The organism is Arthrobacter sp. AZCC_0090 (assembly GCF_014207375.1).
Classification (GTDB): domain Bacteria; phylum Actinomycetota; class Actinomycetes; order Actinomycetales; family Micrococcaceae; genus Arthrobacter.
The window spans coordinates 94,776-109,859 of sequence record NZ_JACHEE010000014.1 but is presented as its reverse complement, the minus strand read 5'-3'; the positions used below and the strand labels follow the sequence as shown (position 1 = coordinate 109,859).

The following is a 15,084-nucleotide window of genomic DNA, read 5'->3' as shown; positions in this document are numbered from 1 at the left end:
GAAGAAATTCCGGCAATCATGGTGACATTGTCACCTAAGGCTCTGTAGCTCAGTTGGTAGAGCGTTCGACTGAAAATCGAAAGGTCACCGGATCGACGCCGGTCGGAGCCACCAGCTAGAACCCCGCAATTCCCGTGTTTATATGGGAATTGCGGGGTTTTTTCATTGCGGGGGCGACGATTCAGTCCGAAATCAGTCAAGTTCCGGGACGGGCCTTTGGTGTTCCCTTTGGTGGAAAACGAACCGGTTAGGCTGCGACCGACCGGGAGGAGATCCGCGACAAGTGAGCTCCGAGAGGAAGTGGCTCCACGTAATACCCAATCGGAAGGCTACGTACTCTTGGACGAGATGGCGGCTCCTATCTGCGTACACCAATGACTGATAGCGGTTCAGCCATCTCCGGTCGGGGAACTCCAAATGCTGAGCGGTCTTGCTGGGTGCCAGCAAGACCGCTCAGCTGCTTAGCCCTCTCCGCCTGAATGGTAGCTGTTGAGATCCGGATTAGATCGAGAGATCGGGCATCCACCGCTCCCAGATAGCACCGCCGGAATCCGCGAAATTCCGGGGGTCTTTCGATGCCTGGGCAGTCGTGGCCCAGTCGTTCAATCCGTGGCAATTCCTGAGAAATCGCCGCCTTTTTCTCTGAAGGGTGGCTCCAAATTGGCTACGCCGTCAGGTGGTAGTAGTCTTCTGGGATTCGAAAAGGGGGCTCCGGTGAAGCGAATCTTCCCACTTACGCTGGCGTAAGCCGGATCCCGGCTTACGCCGCAAGCTAGAGGGTGAGCCGCAGGCACCTAGGTTACGCCACCCTGTCTTAGAGTGGGGCGCAGGCTACAGCGGAAAAGTTGGGGGATGGAGATATCGGTACTGAGGAAAAGAGCGTGAACCTGTGGTTTGCCGGTAAGGACGTAGATGTTACCTGCTGCGGATCAATCGACGGCCCCTAGCCGGAGAGGGAGCCCATCGGCTCTTTGATGATCAGATGCATGAAGACGTCGCGAAACATGCTCGGGCCGTTCTGGCCCTTTCCGATTCTGCCGAGCTAGGACGGCGGCACAAGCGGCTATGGAGGGTGGGGAACCTTGATTCTGGACCCAACGACGAATGGTTCACTGGCCGGTTGGGAGCTCAGAGCGCTGGCAGTAAGACTGAGTTTGGCTGGAACGACGAGGACAAGTCCTGGGACCAGGAAGTCCGGCCGACCGATCACTCGGTCGTGACGCCGTTTGCATTCCTTCGTGATGGCCGGGTTGTTGCCGTAATGCGGCATCCGGAGATCAAAGAGGGCACGGCCGCGGCAGTCTTGACGGAGCTTCTGAATCAAGGCGAACGTTTGAGTGGTGTTTCCGGGACAGACTGGTCGGTGGACCCTATCCTCGCTGAGGAGGAATTCGACCGGTGGGTGAACTCCGTGGATCGAGTCGTGAAAGTGAAATTTGTTTTCAAGCGGCCCAACCCTGACAAGGCTGACGATCTTGAGATCCTGTCCGACCGCTTGGACGCCTTGAACGCGGAATACATCGCTGAAGAAGTGAAGGCAAAAGACTCACGCATCGGTCTTGATAAGGACGGGCTCAACAACGACACAGAGTTCCGCAAACTCAAGTCGGCCGCGGTGCGCTCGTGGGCCTTCATAACGGCTTTCGGCTACCTGAACAACAAGAAGATCCGGTTCAGTCAGAACTCGGCAGTGGCGCGAGAGACGGCACATTCGGTCGGCCCCACGTGGCAGGATGCTCAAATGGCAACACTTGAGGCTGCAAGGCGAGGACGGAGCGAGAGACTGCCATGAGCAAATTTCGGAGAGAGCACGGGTTCTGGGCCGCAGTCAGTGGGCTGAGACTGAGAGAACTCCTCTCGGCCGAGATACTTGTGGGTGTCCTCATCGGTGCCGGGGTTGCGACGATACAGATGGTGTGGGGCAACAGGGAAGCACGGATAGGGTTGGCCGGCGATTTCTTGTCGATAACATCGGCACTGCTTGGAGTTGTGTTTGCCGCATTTGCGTTGCTGGTGGCGTTCTTCTCCCCGGGTTACGTGTCTCTTCTGAACGCGATACCTTCCGGAGTGAAGGGGTTTCTTCAACCATTTCTGATGGCCATCGGCGTGCAGGTCGCGCTGATCCTTGGCGTCGTCCTATTTAGGTCGTTGCCGGCCACCGTCCCCGACTGGGTGAGCGGCATCGGCTTCTATGCATTGTCAATCACGTTCGCCGCCGTTCTCATGGACGTCGTGGCCTTGGCACGGTCAGTGCTGATACACGGCGTGCTGCGGGGCAAACAGGAAGCGCTGACTAGCAGGAATGACAACAAGCGGTAGAAATGCTGCAAGTGGGCGCAGGGAAAAACGCATGCGATTTCGCGGCCGCCACGATGGGCCTCTAGGCCTCACGCCAGGCATGGGAAGGCTTCGGACATGAATCCGGAGCCTCTCATGTTTGGGCCCGTCATCAGGCCAGCTCCTTAAATAAAACCGGTTATCCGGATTGTTTTAAGCCAATGCCTCCTGTATCGTCTGGCCCACCTGGTAGTCCAGGCTGACATATACAGTTCATTGATTAGGGGAATCATGAAACGCAGTCTCATCGGAATCGGCCTGGCGGCAACAATTTGTATCACTTCGGCATTCCTCGTAGCAGCACCGTCTCGGGCGGAAGATATGTTTGACCCGCTGAAAGTTGTTCAGGAACGCGGCGGTCTCCTCGACTCTCAACTTCAGGTAAAAACAGTGACCCCTCCGCCCCAGGTGAGCGGAGCGCGCGTGTCGACTATCCGCTCGCTTGACATTTCGCCTGTGTCACCCGGCTCAACCAAGCGGATCACGGCGGCCTCCGTCCGTGTTGAAGTCGCAAGGTCGACATCCTATGGATTCGTCACGGGAACCAGAGACAATAGGAACGTCAGCTATATCGTCATAAAAGACGCATCCGCGCCGTCTGACTACCAGTTCACTATTGGCTCCTCTGACGAAGGATTGAAGCTGACTCCGGACAATCGCGGCGGCGTGACAGTTTCAGATTCCACGGGGAGCTTTGTAAATACGATCCTCGCGCCTTGGGCAAAGGATGCCAATGGCGATAGTTTGCGGACAAGCTACTCGGTTTCCGGGAACGTAATCACTCAGCATGTTGATACCAAAGGGGCTGCGTTCCCTGTGGTGGCAGATCCCCAATACGGCTGTGGGTTCGGCTGATGTTCAGTGTATTTTGACAAGCGAGAAACGCATGACATCGCTACGGGAGGAATCGCCGCGCTTGGCGGTGCGACGGCGGCATGTGGCGTAGGCGGGTCGGTAGCCATTGCGGCCTGCGGACTAGCCTCGGGCGCGATCGCGTGGACGGCGATCACCGCGGACAACCATGGCAACTGCGTCGGGTTGTCGTTTTGGGGTGTCTATCCAGCTATCGGATGGAATCCTTTTGAATACAATGGTGTGCAGTGCAGATAACAGCCGAGCTGAGGAGCACTTATGTCTAGGGACAGAATCATCTATTTGGTCGGGGTTACGGTTATCGTCGCCGTAACGTGGTTCCTTTTGGTCCCGATTACTAGAACGACGTACGAAGGACTGCTTTACGCCTTCCTTGCCGTCGGAGCAGGCGCGCTGCTTCGCGTGTGGTATGCGGCCGCCGTTCGCCGCAGAAATGCGCGCAGCCAGTAGCCGACTGAGGTTGCCGGCCCGGGCGCGCGATGTCCGTCCTGACCCTGTTTGCAGCGCGGGAGCCTGTGAATGACGCGACTCGCCGTGTCGCAAACGGTTTCCCAATCCAAAGAAGGTCAGGACGGCCTGGGCTGTCGGGGAATGATCCAGAAGCCCGGCCCTATTCACTCAAGTCTCCGGGGCATATTCTTTCCACATTGGCACGTCTTACGCGCGAAAAAATGGGGAGAAAAAATGAAGAACATGCCGCGGCTGCTGCTTGCCACTTTGGTGGCCTCAACCTTGGCCTTGAGTGGCTGTGCATTCCAATTGCCAACAGCCCAAGGCACCCAATCAGCCCAGAAGACCCAATCAGCCCAGGGCAAGCAACAGTCGTCAGCTGCTCCTACGCCCACACAAAGCAGCGAGCCGAGCGCTGGACCCAGCAGCACGGATGGCTTGTACGGCGCTTTCGGTTCGATGAACGAAGCCTGCGTTTCCGTCAGTGCCACATGGCTCAGCATTTCCCTCCTACCGTTAGCGAGCTTGGCCGGCGGCAACCCCGATGACGTCAAGAAGGCCCAGGACGAGCTGGCCAAGATGCAGGGCAAGGTTCCGGACGAACTGAAGCCGCATTTCGCAAAGCTCAAGGCCTTCATCGATTCAGCCGGCAGTGACTACAGCAAGTACGGGACTGGTGAGTTCGAGGCACTCTCCAAGCCGATCGAGGACTGGGTCAACAAGAACTGCAAGTAATAGGCCTGAGCTGCCGTCTTCCTCTTTGTATTCCCCTTTGTCTCCGCCTTGTCACAGGCAAGCGCTAGGGTGGTACTCAACAGAAGGGAGGCTATATGGAACAGCAGGAAAGCTTTACCTCGCCTGAACCGGAAGCCATTGGGGCTCCGGTTTCGGAGGACCGGCAAATGGTGGCAGGAAGTGGCCGCACAGTGATCTCGGATTCCGCTGTCGCCAAGGTTGCCGGCATTGCCGCGAGGGCGGTTGCGGGTGTTTACTCCCTCGGCTCCGCCCCGTCACGCGCCCTCGGTGCCATCCGCGATGCCGTCGGTAGCCAGGACCATGCTGCGGGCGTCCGCGCCGAGGTCGGCGAAACCCAGGTAGCCGTGGACATCAACCTCGTGGCCGTCTATGGGTACCCTTTGCATGATGTCGCCAACCAGGTCCGGGCGGCCGTCTACAAGGCGGTCGAATCGTTGGTGGGACTGGAAGTCATTGAGGTCAACGTCGAGATCAACGACGTCTACGTTGCCCCAACTGTTAAAGCCGGAACAAAGAGCGCATCATCGGAAAGGGAGCCACTCCAGTGAACATGACCATTGTCGGGATCGGGATCGGCGCCTTCGTGGCGTTCATGGCTTTCCAATTCGGGCTATGGGGTTTTGTCATTGCCCTTCTGTTCATGGGCATCGGCGCGCTTCTGGGCCGCGCGGCAGACGGAAAGCTTGACCTGCGCAGCGTGCTGGACGCGCTCACCGGCCGGCGCTCATCGTCATGAGCTCCATGGCTGAGGCGGTGCAGCCCGCCATCACGATGGCCGGCCACAACCGGATCAGCACCCAGGCCCTCACTACTTTGGCGCAGGCCGCCGCTGCGGAGGCACTGGGTGTCTCGCCGCAGGATGTCCGAGCCGATTGGTCAGACGACGACGGCCTTCTGGCGCTCTCGGTGGCCGCCCCGATCCGCGTGCCCTCGCTGACGGAGGTCCTCGGGGATCCCCAACGGATTGAGGGATTCGGCGGCTCGGTTTGGGACCGCGCTGTGGCTGCCAAGACGGCCATCCTTGAACGCGTCACCGAGCTCAGCGGTTCCACCCTGAGCCGCGTCGATATCCGGATCAGTGGCGCACGCATCAGTGAAGGAGTGCGTGTCCGATGAGCCACGTGCAGACCCCGCACGGCCAGGGGCATCCGGGCGAAATCCAAGTGCCCGACGGCCAGCACCCCGGCAGCCAGGAGCCGGGGACCGCAGAGGGCGGCGATCCGATCGACGCCGGACTCCGGCGCATCCTCAAACGCGAGACGCGGTCCTCTCGTGCGGGAATGTCCGGGCTCGCCGCAGTTCTTGTTATCGGGGCCTGCGTCTATGCACTCCTCGAATCCGCCTTGCGCGCCATTGGCCAACCACCGTGGCTCATTGATCCGCAGACGGCCGCTGAACGTCTCATAGCCCTGCCCGAAGGTATTTCGCCGTTGCTTCTCGGCTCCCTCGGCGGCGTCGTAGCCATGGTGGGATTGATTTTCTTCTTGAATGCCGTTCTGCCCGGCCGGAAGTCCCGGCACTTGCTTGAGGATCCCCGCGCCGGAGTGGTGGTGGATGACGAGGTCATTGCTTCAGCGCTCGCCAGGGCCGCCCGGACAGCGGCGAACGTCACCCAGGAGCAAGTCATGGTGGTTGTTTCGCAGCGTCAGGTGGTAGTCAACGTCCGGCCCACCTCGGGTGTGCCCATACACGAGGAACGGATCATTGCCGCCGTCGAAGATGAACTTCAGAAGATGGCGCCTTCGCCTATGCCGGCTGTCCGCGTCAACGTGACTACCTCCGGGGTGATCGGCGCATGAATGGTACTCCGCACGTCCTCAACCGCATCCTGATCGGAATTCTTGGACTGAAGCTGATGCTGATCGGCATATTCCTGGTGCTGCTCGCCACTGTTCCTGCGGTGAGGCATTGGTGGCAAAGGTGGTCCGCAGGAATCTGGGAGCACGCCAAGTTCCTCTCGGAGCAGACCCGGATTCCAGGCCGTGAGGAAAGTTGGCTCTGGGTTGCCGCGCTAGTGGTGCTGATCGTGCTGATCGTGCTGATGGTGGCTTGGGTATCGCAGCAAGGCAAAGGCCGCGCCAATCTCATCGTGTCGGAATACGACGATCGCCGGACCCCTGGCGATGTTCGCATCGGCGGGAATTTGGCTGAGCAAGCACTGAAGGCGGCGCTCGCCGATCGTCCGGATCTTGCGGGCGTTACGGTGGCAACCTATGAGGTCAAGGGCCGTCCCGGCCTCAAGATCCGGGTCCAGCCCCGTCAAGGCGTATCCCCACGTACCCTAGCCGCGGACGTTTCCCGCCTCGTGGAGGCGCTGGATGTGGTGGTCGGACGCAGGACCCCCGTGTTGATTCATATTGGGGCCGGAGCGCGGGCCAGGTTTAGCAAGGCGGAGCGCGTCCGTTAGGCCCGGAGGCGAGGCCAATGTTAACCGCGCCGCAATGTTCCTACCCGGGCGTTTTGTGTTGCAGAGCTGAGCACGGGGCCATAGTTTGAAGGGTGAAGGGGGAACTCTTCCCTTTGGTTGGGCTTGCCCGGCCGGCACCGGACCCTGGGTCTGAGTCAAGCCGATGGTCCAGAACATTCTGGACCAGGAACAAGGAGAACACCATGAGCGAAGAAGTTAACGACATCAAGAAGACCGCCGAGGCCGCCGCGGAGCACGCGAAGCATGTTGCTGGCGACGCCGTCGGGAACGCGAAGGAGTTCGCTGGCGACGCCGCAGAGAACGCGAAGGAGTTAGCTGGCGACGCCGCAGAGAACGTCAAGGAATTCTTCTCGGGTGACGTGGCTGAGAATGCCAAGGAACTCGCGGGTGACGTAGCCGAGAACGCAAAGGAGATCGCCGGAGACGTAGCCGAAAACGTCAAGGGCTTGGGCTCCAAGATCGCCGGCTTTTTCAAGGGGGGCAAGTAGGCTCCGACTCCGCGACAGTGGCGCCTTCCTGACCCTTTTTGCCCATCGAGCGGGGCCGACACGCAGCAAACTCTGCGCGTCGGCCCCGTTTTTGCGCGAAAGAAGGTCAGGAAGGGCGGCCCTTACTGCGCCAAGAGGTACGCCCCGCTATTCGGGAGAATCGAAGTCCCACCTGATCCGCCGTCACTGGAGAGGCCAACCTGGAAGCCCGCCGGTGCTGCGAGGGCCGTGGTGCCCATGTTGACCACCACCAACACGTCCCGATTGTGGAAGGCAAGGACTCCGTTGGCCGGATCGTGCTCCTCCGCCCACCTGAACGTGCCTGATCCCAGGCGGTGGGCCTTGCGGAACGACAGAATCGAGCGGTATAGCTCAAGGGTGGAACCGTCGACGCCGGCCTGGAGGTCCGCGGCAAGCTCGCCGAACGATTCAGGCTGGGGCAGCCACGTCGCAGGCGCTTTGCTGGTGCTGGCCGCAGGCGCTTTGCCGGCGATCCCCGCAGGCATGTCGCCGTCCGTTGGCGCATCCGCCGAGGCCGCTTCCGAAAATCCGAAGCCCGGCTCGGCGGACCTCCAAGGTAACGGCACCCGGCACCCATCGCGGCCGCGCTCCACACCCTTGGTGCGGAAGAACGTGGGGTCTTGGCGCGCCTCGGCTGGCAAGGACGTGTGCTCTGGCAGGCCAAGTTCCTCACCCTGGTACAGGTAGGCCGAGCCGGGCAGGGCAAGGGACACCATGGAAGCGGCGCGTGCCCGTGCCAGGCCAAGGGTGGCGTCGGGCTGTTCGTCTTCCGCCGCGATTCCCTTGGGGAAGGTAGTGGGGTCTGCCAGGCCGAAGCGGCTGGGGTGACGGACGGTGTCGTGGTTGCTCAGGACCCAGGTGGAGGGCGCTTCAACGGATCCCGCGGCGTCCAGCGACGATTCGATTGCCTCCGCCATGCGCTCTGCGTCCCAGCCGGCCAGCAGGAAATCGAAGTTGAAGGCCTGCTGCATCTCGTCCTTGCGGATGTACCGGGCCAACCGTTCAGCAGGCTCAACCCAAGCCTCGGCAACCAGCATGCGGTCGCCGTCGTACTCTGAGAGGACTTCGTGCCATTCCCGGTAGATGTCGTGGACGCCGTCCTGGTCGAAGAAGGGCGACGGCGGGTCCAGCGGCGGCTTGACCTTGTGTTCGACGGCGGTGGCCACCGTACCCGCGATGTTCCCGGCAGTCGCTTTTCCATCAACGGCGTGGGGATGGGCCGTGTGCGGTTCGAGGGCCTCGCTGTGGGCGCCGGGTGCGGATAACCCACCTTCGACCATGGCGGCAGCGCCGTCCCAGTCCGGCAGTCCTGCTTCCTTGACAAGTCCGTGGGCAACATCCACCCGGAAGCCGTCAACTCCTCGGTCCAGCCAGAAGCGTAGTACCGAGCGCATCTCTTCGTGGACTTCCGGGTTCTCCCAGTTGAGGTCCGGCTGCTTCGTGTCGAAAAGGTGCAGGTACCACTGGCCGGGAGTGCCGTCGTCGTTCGTCAGGCGCGTCCACGCGGGGCCGCCGAAGATGGATCTCCAATTGTTCGGGGCCAAGGCCCCGTCCCCGGAGCCCGGCTTGGAGTCCCTGCCGGGGTGGAACATGTAGCGCTCGCGTTCGGGGGAGCCTGGAGCGGCGGCGAGGGCCTCGCGGAACCAGGCATGCTCATCCGAGGTGTGGTTGGGGACCAGGTCGACGATCACCTTGATCCCCAGGCCGTGCGCCTTGTCCAGCATCGCGTCAAAGTCAGCCAAAGTGCCGAAGAGGGGGTCGACGGCCCGGTAGTCCGCGACGTCGTATCCGGCATCAGCCTGTGGGGATTTGTAGAACGGGGAGAGCCAGACGGCGTCCACACCCAACTCCTGCAAGTACGGCAGTTTCGCCGTGATTCCGGCAAGATCGCCCATCCCGTCGCCGTTGGCGTCGGCGAAGGAACGGGGATAGATCTGGTAGACGACGGCGCTTGCCCACCATGCTGAAATGCTGGAACCGGGGGTTGGGATCGGGGAGCGCGGCACTGGATTCCTCTCGATGACATTTTTTGTGTAAACGCTTGCATTACCAGCAGGAAGCTTACTAGTGTGAGGCTCACCACATCAACCGCACTGCGGAAATACCTGGTCCACTCACTGAGGAGTTCCCAGCATGAACACACGCAAGTACCTTTTGCCGGCGGCTGTTGCCGGCGTGCTCGCCCTCTCCCTGTCCGCCTGTGGTGGCGGCGGTGGCGGCAGCACAGCCTCAAGCGGCGGAGATGCCGCAGCAAACCTCGACGGCCGCGGACCCATTACTTACGTGCAGGGCAAGGACAACAGCAACGTTGTGCGCCCGCTCGTCGATAAATGGAACGCTGCGCACCCGGACCAGAAGGTCACTTTCAAGGAGCAGTCCGACGCAGCCGACCAGCAGCACGACGACCTCGTGCAGCACTTCCAAGGGAAGGATGCGAACTACGACGTCGTCGACGTCGATGTCATCTGGACAGCGGAGTTCGCGGCGAAGGGCTGGCTGCAGCCGCTCAAGGACAAGACAGCATTCGACACCTCGGCCATGCTCCCCGCGACCGTCAAGACGGCCACGTACGGCGGCACCCTTTACGCGGCGCCGCAGACCTCCGACGGCGGCCTGCTGTACTACCGCAAGGATCTCGTCCCCACGCCGCCCAAGACCTGGGACGAAATGATGAGCATGTGCTCGATCGCGAAGCAGAACAACATGGGTTGCTACGCGGGCCAGTTCCAGAAGTACGAGGGCCTGACGGTCAACGCCTCTGAGGCGATCAACTCATGGGGCGGCAAGATCGTAGACGACTCCGGCAAAGCGGCGGTCAACTCGGCCGAGGCGAAGGCAGGTCTCGGCAAGCTCGTAGAGGCGTTCAAGAACGGCAACATCCCGCAGGAGGCCATCACCTACAAAGAGGAAGACAGCCGGACCGCCTTCCAGGACGGAAAGCTCCTGTTCCTCCGCAACTGGCCGTATGTCTACAACATCGCAGGCAAGACCGACGGTTCCTCGAAGGTAGCCGACAAGTTCGGCATCGCCCCGCTTCCCGGCAAGTCCGGCCCGGGCGCCTCGTCCCTCGGCGGTCACAACCTGGCGATGAGCGTTTACTCCAAGAACAAGGCCACGGCGCTGGACTTCATGAAGTTCATGACGAGTGAGGAAACCGAGAAGTTCTACGCGACACAGGGCTCTCTGGCTCCTGTCCTGGGCAGCTTGTACACGGACCCGAGCCTGACGTCGAAGCTCGCCTACCTGCCCGTCCTCAAGACGTCGATCGAGAACGCCGTCCCCCGCCCGGTCACGCCGTTCTACCCGGCCGTGACGAAGGCGGTGGAGGATAACGCTTATGCCGCCCTCAAGGGGGAGAAGACGGTCGACCAGGCAGTGGCAGACATGCAGTCGGCCATCGAAGCTGCCAAGTAGCCAAGTTGTGAGCCGATGGTCCGGGCGGCGGAACCGCCCCCCGGACCATCGGCCCCCTGAACAGGAGAGACTCCATGTCTACGAAACTCCCGGAGCGCACCACAGCCGGGGCACCAGCTCAGACCCACCATATGCCCGGCCGCGAGAGCGCGGACCGGAAACAGGTGACACAAGGTCGCTGGGCCTCCGTCTTGCTGGTCCCGACGCTCGTCCTGCTGGCCGTCGTCATCATCTACCCAGTGGTCAACGCCATCATCATGTCCTTCCAGAAGGACGCGGGCCTCAATCCGGCCACCGGGTTCTTCGAGCAGGGCGGCCCCGCTGGATTCGAGAACTACATGCACTGGCTGTTCCAGCAGTGCAATGGGCAATCCTGCCCGCCAGGAACCCTCGGGTCCCAGTTCTGGAACGCGATGGGCACCACCTTCTTCTTCACGGTCGTAACTGTGGCCCTCGAAACTGTCCTGGGATTCTGGATGGCGATCATCATGACGCGATCCTTCCGCGGGCGAAGCGCAGTCCGCGCCGCCGTTCTCGTCCCATGGGCTATCCCCACGGCCGTCACGGCCAAGCTCTGGTTCTTCATCTTCGCGTTCGACGGCATCGCGAACAAGCTGTTCGGTACCCAGATCCTCTGGACGGGGTCGGAATGGCCTGCCAAATGGGCGGTGGTCATCTCGGACGTCTGGAAGACGACGCCGTTCATGGCACTTCTCATCCTCGCCGGCCTCCAGCTCATTCCGGATGAAGTCTACGAGGCCGCGAAGGTCGACGGCGCAAGCGCATGGCAGCGCTTCACGCAGATCACGTTGCCGCTCGTCAAACCGGCACTCATGGTCGCGATCCTGTTCCGCACGCTGGACGCGCTTCGTATGTTCGACCTGCCGTACATCATGACCCAGGGCGCCAACAACACGACGACGCTCTCGATTCTCGTCGTCGACCAGATCCGCGAAGGGTTCAACAGCGCTGCAGCGCTCTCGACCATCACCTTCATCGTGATCTTCCTCGTCGCGTTCATCTTCGTCCGCTTCCTCGGCGCCAACGCCGTGGGCGCGGCCACCTCCTCGGGAAGGAAGTAACATGGCCGCCACCGCCACGCTTCCGCGCGCTGCAACCGTGCCAGATCGCCGTAAGACCTTCGACTGGTCGCAGCTCCGTACCTATGTCTCCGCAGCTGTCATCCTCGTTTGGTGCCTGGTCCCCGCGTACTGGATGATCGTGACAGCCTTCCGCGACACGGCGTTCACCTTCGATTCGACCTTCTGGCCGACACACGTCACGTGGGACAACTTCGCGACGGTCTTCGACGAGAGCCTCGGCAACCACTTCGGTCGGAACCTGCTCAACAGCCTCATCGTGGCGGGAGCCACCACGATCGTCGCCCTCGTAGTGGGCGTGTTCGCCGCCTACGCCCTGGCACGCCTGAACTTCCGGTTCAAGTTCGCCGTCATGGGTTTCATCCTCGGGGCGTCCATGTTCCCGGGCGTCGCGCTCGTCACCCCGTTGTTCCAGCTGTTCACCAACATCGGCTGGATGGGCTCGTACCAGGCGATGATCATCCCGGATATCTCGTTCACCTTGCCGCTCACGGTCTACACGCTGACGTCGTTCTTCCGTGAGATGCCGTGGGAGCTCGAAGAATCCGCCCGTATCGACGGGTGCACGCAGGGCCAGGCCTTCAGGAAGATCATCCTGCCGCTCGCCGCGCCCGCAACCTTCACCACCGCGATCCTGGCCTTCATCGGGGCATGGAACGAGTTCCTCATCGCAAGCCAGCTATCCTCGGACGCAACTCGCCCGGTCACTGTTGCGATCGCCTACTTTGCAGGGGCGCAGCCGCACCAGGAGCCGTACACTGCCGTCATGGCCGCGGGCACCATCGTTACCATTCCGCTCGTGATCCTTGTGTTGGTGTTCCAGCGCAAGATTGTGGCCGGCCTGACTGCGGGCGCCGTCAAATGAGCGGGGGAGCGCGCGGCAGCGACGCGCACCATCCCGAACTGCGAAGGGTCCGCTCGGGTGAGGACCTGGATATCGTCCTCGGGCTCCTTGGCTTTTGGGCCCTCGTCCTGTTGGTCGTGACCCTCAGTGCGGAGCTCACGGCCCAGCCTGCATTGGGCTGGGCCATGGGTCTGCTGGCAATACTGCTGGCTATGTGGGGGGTGCTCCGTCTTCGCCGTCGGCTCCCCGCACGAACATCGAGGCGCCTCAACTAAGCGGCGATCCGAAATAAGTAGCGCGGAATCGGCGGAGGGCCACCAGGCGGAATACGCTGGCTATCTGCCGTCTGGGAAGGAACCCTCGGCTTCCGCACGGATTCTTGAGGGGGCTCGAGTGGCAAAAACGAATGAACGGTCCCAGCGTGGCGGCCACGCGGGAGCCAGCATTGAGGATGTCGCACTGGCCGCAGGCGTTTCCACCGCCACCGTTTCGCGCGCGGTGCGGGGCCTTCCCCGAGTGTCCCCGGCTACGCGGGAAAAGATCCTGCGGGTCGCCGAGGAACTCGGGTATGTGGCGTCATCGTCCGCTTCGGGCCTGGCCACGGGCCGCACCAAAACGGTGGGCGTCTTGGCCCCCTATGTGGACCGTTGGTTCTTCTTCAAAGCGATCGAGGGCGTAGACCGCGAGCTTCACGCCCGCGGCTACAACCTCTCCCTGTTCAACCTGGGTGGGCAGCGTGGAGCGCGGGAACGCCTGTTCAGCAAGACCATGGTCTACAAGCAAATCGATGCACTCCTGGTCCTGTGCATGTCCCTGACGTCAGAAGAAATCGCCGATCTCCAGCGGATCGACATCCCTTTGGTTATTGTCGGGGGCCCAGTGGAAGACTGCCCGAGCATCGGCATTGACGATTACGCCGCGTCCGTCGAAGCCACCATGCACCTGTTGAACCTGGGCCACCGGGAGATCGCACTGCTTCATGGCCAGGACGACTCCGACTTGAACTTCACCGTGCCGCGGCTGCGCGTTGATGGCTTCACTGATGCCATGACGAGCGCGGGCTTTTCCATGCCACCGGAATGGGACATTTTCGGAAACTTCACCGTGGGTAGCGGCCAGGAAGCCTTCGACGAGCTCTGGGGCAAGCCCGGACGCAAGCCGACGGCGATCTTCTGCGCTTCCGATGAAATGGCGATGGGTGCCATGTTGCAGGCGCGGCGCCGTGGCGTCCGGGTGCCGGAAGACCTGTCCATCATCGGTATCGATAACCACGAATTCGCCGAAGCCATGGGGCTGACCACAGTGGCCCAGGACCCCGTTGAACAAGGCCAACTGGGTACGCGTATGTTGCTGGACGAATTGGCTGGTGCCGCAGGCTCCGTGCGGTCCATGAAGGCGGCCCACCGGTTGATCGTGCGGGAATCCACGGCCCCGCCCGCGCCGAAGCCCAGTAGCTAGGCAGCCCAGTAGCTAGGAAGCGCGGGCCAGCTGCCTGATGGGGATCCAGCGGGAAGCCAGCCTTCGGTAGGCTGCGGCCGCCCCTGTCATGTCCCCCTCGGCGAGGCACTCGATGCCGAGGCGGACGTCCATGGGCGACTCATCTGGGTACACCTTGTCTGCCACCGCGCCGTAGTCCAGCTCCACCATTGACTGCACATGGAACAATTCGAGCCATTCCGTGAGCTGGGTGAGGTCATCCAGCATATCCAGGTCCGGAGCTGCCAGTGCAAGGTTGGCTACGGCGAAGCGTGCGCGGTCCAGGGCGTCAGTCAGTGAGGTCCAAACCCTGACCGTGAGGATGCGGCCTCCCGATTCCACGACGTCCTTGCGGTCCGACTCCTGGAACAGCGAGAACCAGCTGAAAGGGATGCCCCAAGTGGAAGCCCGGGTATGCACCCGCTTCGCGTCGTGGCTGGCATTGATACGGTCGATGCGTGCCTGGTGCCGGTCGCGCTGATCCACAGGAATGAGCAGGTCCGCGAGCGGTCCGTGGATACCTTCCATGAGGGCGTTTGCCGCAAGGCCAGCCCGGATCACCAGTTGGCTGGGGCAATACAGCAGCCGCCCGGCGTCGGAGTCGTTCAGATCTCCGGACGGAACCCGGGTGATGCGGACCAGATCCGTGCTGCCGGTAGGGAAGGGATCCCCGCCCTTACGGGTGACCCGTCCCAGGGACGCAAGCAGCTCGGCATTCTCGACGGCGGCCCGCGAACCGCTACGGGTTCCGCTCGCGACGAGCTGCTGCCGCTGGTCCTCCGGGAAGGCTTCGAGTGGTTCGTAGACGCGCAGCGCTGAAGAGAAGGGCAGTCCCGCCTGACTCCCATATAGCTTTCCGCTCATCGCCGGTCCGCCTCCTCCATCGGTTATTTGCGT

18 protein-coding genes and 1 tRNA gene are annotated in these 15,084 nt (G+C 61.9%); 17 read left to right on the top strand and 2 right to left on the bottom strand.

Annotated elements, in window-relative coordinates; genetic code table 11:
- The first annotated feature begins 38 nt into the window (after positions 1 to 38).
- The 12 genes from HNP00_RS19725 to HNP00_RS19670 all read left to right on the top strand — a co-directional run bounded on the left by HNP00_RS19725 (position 39) and on the right by HNP00_RS19670 (position 7,332).
- A tRNA-Phe gene (locus tag HNP00_RS19725) sits at positions 39 to 114 on the top strand.
- 1,189 nt (positions 115 to 1,303) lie between these two features.
- Positions 1,304 to 1,792: a hypothetical protein gene (locus tag HNP00_RS19720; protein ID WP_184741411.1), complete on the top strand. Its 489-nt coding sequence runs from the start codon at positions 1,304 to 1,306 to the stop codon at positions 1,790 to 1,792.
- Complete coding sequence (locus tag HNP00_RS19715; protein ID WP_184741410.1) at positions 1,789 to 2,319, top strand: hypothetical protein; 531 nt, start codon at positions 1,789 to 1,791, stop codon at positions 2,317 to 2,319. Before HNP00_RS19720 ends, HNP00_RS19715 begins: the two co-directional genes overlap by 4 nt.
- Positions 2,320 to 2,568: 249 nt before the next feature.
- A complete protein-coding gene (locus HNP00_RS19710) occupies positions 2,569 to 3,192 on the top strand; it encodes a hypothetical protein (protein WP_184741409.1) in 624 nt (207 codons plus the stop codon).
- Between the two features lie 276 nt (positions 3,193 to 3,468).
- Positions 3,469 to 3,660 carry a hypothetical protein gene (locus tag HNP00_RS19705; protein ID WP_184741408.1) on the top strand — a complete coding sequence of 64 codons (192 nt, stop codon included), beginning with the start codon at positions 3,469 to 3,471 and terminating at the stop codon, positions 3,658 to 3,660.
- A 234-nt stretch (positions 3,661 to 3,894) separates the two neighbouring features.
- Positions 3,895 to 4,395 carry a hypothetical protein gene (locus HNP00_RS19700; RefSeq protein ID WP_184741407.1) on the top strand — a complete coding sequence of 167 codons (501 nt, stop codon included), beginning with the start codon at positions 3,895 to 3,897 and terminating at the stop codon, positions 4,393 to 4,395.
- Between the two features lie 167 nt (positions 4,396 to 4,562).
- Complete coding sequence (locus tag HNP00_RS19695; protein ID WP_184741437.1) at positions 4,563 to 4,964, top strand: Asp23/Gls24 family envelope stress response protein; 402 nt, start codon at positions 4,563 to 4,565, stop codon at positions 4,962 to 4,964.
- Entirely contained in the window at positions 4,961 to 5,152 is a 192-nt protein-coding gene (locus tag HNP00_RS19690) for a DUF2273 domain-containing protein (RefSeq protein ID WP_184741406.1), read from the top strand. The genes HNP00_RS19695 and HNP00_RS19690 overlap by 4 nt, the downstream gene beginning before the upstream one ends.
- Entirely contained in the window at positions 5,149 to 5,532 is a 384-nt protein-coding gene (locus HNP00_RS19685) for a hypothetical protein (protein ID WP_184741405.1), read from the top strand. The genes HNP00_RS19690 and HNP00_RS19685 overlap by 4 nt, the downstream gene beginning before the upstream one ends.
- The gene (locus tag HNP00_RS19680) at positions 5,529 to 6,215 is read left to right on the top strand and encodes a DUF6286 domain-containing protein (RefSeq protein WP_221451663.1); all 687 of its coding nucleotides are present in this window, start codon (positions 5,529 to 5,531) and stop codon (positions 6,213 to 6,215) included. The genes HNP00_RS19685 and HNP00_RS19680 overlap by 4 nt, the downstream gene beginning before the upstream one ends.
- Positions 6,212 to 6,823 (top strand): hypothetical protein, encoded by a 612-nt coding sequence (locus HNP00_RS19675; RefSeq protein ID WP_184741404.1) that lies wholly within the window; start codon positions 6,212 to 6,214, stop codon positions 6,821 to 6,823. Before HNP00_RS19680 ends, HNP00_RS19675 begins: the two co-directional genes overlap by 4 nt.
- A 203-nt stretch (positions 6,824 to 7,026) precedes the next feature.
- Positions 7,027 to 7,332 carry a hypothetical protein gene (locus tag HNP00_RS19670; protein WP_184741403.1) on the top strand — a complete coding sequence of 102 codons (306 nt, stop codon included), beginning with the start codon at positions 7,027 to 7,029 and terminating at the stop codon, positions 7,330 to 7,332.
- Between the two features lie 122 nt (positions 7,333 to 7,454).
- Here the strand turns inward: HNP00_RS19670 and HNP00_RS19665 are convergent, their stop codons facing one another.
- Complete coding sequence (locus HNP00_RS19665) at positions 7,455 to 9,248, bottom strand: glycoside hydrolase family 13 protein (RefSeq protein ID WP_184741435.1); 1,794 nt, start codon at positions 9,246 to 9,248, stop codon at positions 7,455 to 7,457.
- A gap of 238 nt (positions 9,249 to 9,486) precedes the next feature.
- On the opposite strand from HNP00_RS19665, the gene HNP00_RS19660 reads away from it, so the two are divergent.
- The 5 genes from HNP00_RS19660 (at position 9,487) to HNP00_RS19640 (ending at position 14,169) form a co-directional block, all read left to right on the top strand.
- Complete coding sequence (locus HNP00_RS19660; protein WP_184741402.1) at positions 9,487 to 10,767, top strand: ABC transporter substrate-binding protein; 1,281 nt, start codon at positions 9,487 to 9,489, stop codon at positions 10,765 to 10,767.
- Positions 10,768 to 10,841: 74 nt separating this feature from the next.
- On the top strand, positions 10,842 to 11,849 hold the full coding sequence (locus HNP00_RS19655) for a carbohydrate ABC transporter permease (RefSeq protein WP_184741401.1): 1,008 nt from the start codon (positions 10,842 to 10,844) through the stop codon (positions 11,847 to 11,849).
- A 1-nt stretch (position 11,850) separates the two neighbouring features.
- Entirely contained in the window at positions 11,851 to 12,732 is an 882-nt protein-coding gene (locus HNP00_RS19650; RefSeq protein WP_184741400.1) for a carbohydrate ABC transporter permease, read from the top strand.
- The gene (locus tag HNP00_RS19645) at positions 12,729 to 12,986 is read left to right on the top strand and encodes a hypothetical protein (protein ID WP_184741399.1); all 258 of its coding nucleotides are present in this window, start codon (positions 12,729 to 12,731) and stop codon (positions 12,984 to 12,986) included. The genes HNP00_RS19650 and HNP00_RS19645 overlap by 4 nt, the downstream gene beginning before the upstream one ends.
- 118 nt (positions 12,987 to 13,104) lie before the next feature.
- Complete coding sequence (locus HNP00_RS19640) at positions 13,105 to 14,169, top strand: LacI family DNA-binding transcriptional regulator (protein ID WP_184741398.1); 1,065 nt, start codon at positions 13,105 to 13,107, stop codon at positions 14,167 to 14,169.
- Between the two features lie 12 nt (positions 14,170 to 14,181).
- On the opposite strand, the gene HNP00_RS19635 is transcribed toward HNP00_RS19640, so the two are convergent.
- Complete coding sequence (locus HNP00_RS19635) at positions 14,182 to 15,051, bottom strand: hypothetical protein (RefSeq protein ID WP_184741397.1); 870 nt, start codon at positions 15,049 to 15,051, stop codon at positions 14,182 to 14,184.
- Between the last annotated feature and the right edge of the window lie 33 nt (positions 15,052 to 15,084).